A 2,471-nucleotide genomic window follows, 5' to 3' on the forward strand; every position below is an offset into this window, starting at 1 on the left:
GGCCGGTGGCGGTCGGTCCTGCCCCCGCGACGGGCGCTCCCGACACGGTGAGGAGCCGCCCTCCTCCTGATCCGGCACGCCCCCCGCCGCCCAGCCCGGGACCGCCCCGGGCCCCGGGCGAATGCGTCCGTGGCGCCCCGCAGAAGAGGCGAAGTCCCTCGCCTGCGGTGAGGATGAGGAGTGACTGGCCCCGAATCGGGGGCAGGCGAGCGATGACCGCGTAAACCCGAGAAGGGACGCACACCGTGGCACGACCCAGGATTCTCGTTGTCGGCGCCGGCTTTGCGGGGGTCGAGTGCGTACGCCGGCTGGAACGCAGCCTCGCCCCCGGTGAGGCGGACATCGCGCTGGTCACCCCGTTCTCCTACCAGCTGTACCTGCCGTTGCTCCCGCAGGTCGCCTCCGGGGTGCTCACTCCGCAGTCGGTCGCCGTGTCACTGCGGCGCAGCAGGCGCCACCGCACCCGTATCGTGCCGGGCGGTGCCATCGGGGTGGACACGAAGGCCAAGGTCTGCGTCGTACGCAAGATCACCGACGAGATCGTGAACGAGCCGTACGACTACCTCGTGCTGGCCGCCGGCAGCGTGACCCGGACGTTCGACATCCCGGGGCTGGTCGAGAACGCCCGGGGCATGAAGACGCTGGCCGAGGCCGCCTACATCCGGGACCACGTCATCTCGCAGCTCGATCTGGCCGACGCCAGCCAGGACGAGGAGGAGCGGGCGTCCCGGCTGCAGTTCGTCGTGGTGGGCGGCGGGTACGCCGGTACGGAGACCGCCGCGTGTCTGCAGCGGCTCACCACCAACGCCCTGAAGCACTACCCGCGGCTGGACCCGAAGCTGATCAAGTGGCACCTGATCGACATCGCGCCCAAGCTCATGCCGGAGCTCGGCGACAAGCTCGGCCTGGACGCGCTGGAAATTCTGCGCGGACGGGGCATCGAGGTGTCGCTGGGCGTCTCCGTGGCCGAGGCGGGTCCGGACAAGGTGACCTTCACCGACGGCCGGGTACTGCCCTGCCGCACCCTGATCTGGACTGCGGGCGTCGCGGCCAGCCCGCTCGTCGCCACGCTGGACGCGGAGACGGTGCGCGGCCGGCTCGCGGTGAGCCCCGAGATGTCGGTGCCCGGTGTGGACGGCGTGTTCGCGCTCGGTGACGCGGCGGCGGTGCCGGACCTGACCAAGGACGACGGGGCGATCTGCCCGCCCACCGCGCAGCACGCCATGCGCCAGGGCCGCACGCTGGCCGGGAACGTCATCGCCTCGCTGCGCAACCGGCCGCTTCAGCCGTACGTCCACAAGGACCTCGGTCTGGTGGTGGACCTGGGCGGCCGGGACGCCGTGTCCAAGCCGCTGGGCGTCGAGCTGAAGGGCATGCCCGCACAGGCCGTGGCGCGCGGCTACCACTGGTCGGCGCTGCGGACCAACGTCGCCAAGACCCGGGTCCTGACCAACTGGATGCTGAACGCGATCGCCGGTGACGACTTCGTCCGCACCGGGTTCCAGGCGCGCAAGCGGGCGACCCTGCGGGACTTCGAGTACACGGACGCCTATCTGACGCCCGAGGAGGTCCGCGCGCACACCGCCTCGGCGGTCCTGCACGAGTGAGGCTCCCGGACCTGACGGCGGGCCCCCTCCCCCACGGGACGGGGCCTGTTGTCATGCCCGGCGCGCGAGCACCGTCTCGACGGTGTCCGCCTCCTCGGGCGGCTTGTCCTCGCGGTGGCGCAGGACCCGGGCGAACCGGAGGGTGACGCCCGCCGGGTAGCGGGTGGAGCTCTGGAGCCCGTCGTAGGCGATCTCGACGACGAGTTCGGGGCGGACGGTCACCACGTGCCCGTCGTCGCCGGTGGCCAGCTCCTGGAGGCGTTCGGTCTGCCAGGCGAGCATGGTGTCGGTGAGGCCCTTGAAGGTCTTGCCCAGCATCGCGAACGTGCCGTCCGGGCGGCGGGCCCCCAGGTGCAGGTTGGACAGCTTCCCGGTGCGCCGTCCGTGGCCCCATTCGGCGGCGAGCACCACCAGGTCCAGGGTGTGGACGGGTTTCACCTTCAGCCAGGACGCGCCCCGCCGTCCGGCGCTGTAGGGCGCCGCCCCGCCCTTGACCACCACGCCCTCGTGGCCGCGGGCCAGGGTGGCCCCGAAGAACTCCTCGGCGACCCGGCGTGCCGCCTCGTCGCCGGGGTCGGTGACGGTGACGCGGCGTACCCGCATCGGCTCGGGGACCAGCGCGTCCAGGGCCGCGTGCCGTTCGGTGAGGGGGAGGTCGATGAGTTCGCGTCCGTCGAGCGCGAGGACGTCGAAGAAGACCGGGACGACGGGGACCGCCGCGGCGGCCGTGGCGACGTCCCGCCGGGAGCCCACCCGCGCGGCGGTCTCCTGGAAGGGCCGGGGCCGTCCGTCGGGGCCGAGGGCGATCATCTCGCCGTCGAGGACGAACCGCTCCTGTCTCTTATACACATCTCTGAGCGGGCT

Annotated in this window: 1 protein-coding gene and 1 pseudogene; one reads left to right on the plus strand and one right to left on the minus strand. The window is 72.4% G+C overall.

Annotated elements, in window-relative coordinates:
- Nucleotides 1-245 precede the first annotated feature (245 nt).
- Nucleotides 246-1,607: an NAD(P)/FAD-dependent oxidoreductase gene (locus IH13_RS0127920; protein ID WP_031088741.1), complete on the plus strand. Its 1,362-nt coding sequence runs from the start codon at nt 246-248 to the stop codon at nt 1,605-1,607.
- Nucleotides 1,608-1,658: 51 nt separating this feature from the next.
- On the opposite strand, the pseudogene IH13_RS0127925 reads toward IH13_RS0127920, so the two are convergent.
- Nucleotides 1,659-2,471 (minus strand): annotated as a pseudogene (locus tag IH13_RS0127925) (ATP-dependent DNA ligase); the annotation flags it as partial.

Source organism: Streptomyces sp. NRRL WC-3549, assembly GCF_000721935.1.
Classification (GTDB): domain Bacteria; phylum Actinomycetota; class Actinomycetes; order Streptomycetales; family Streptomycetaceae; genus Streptomyces.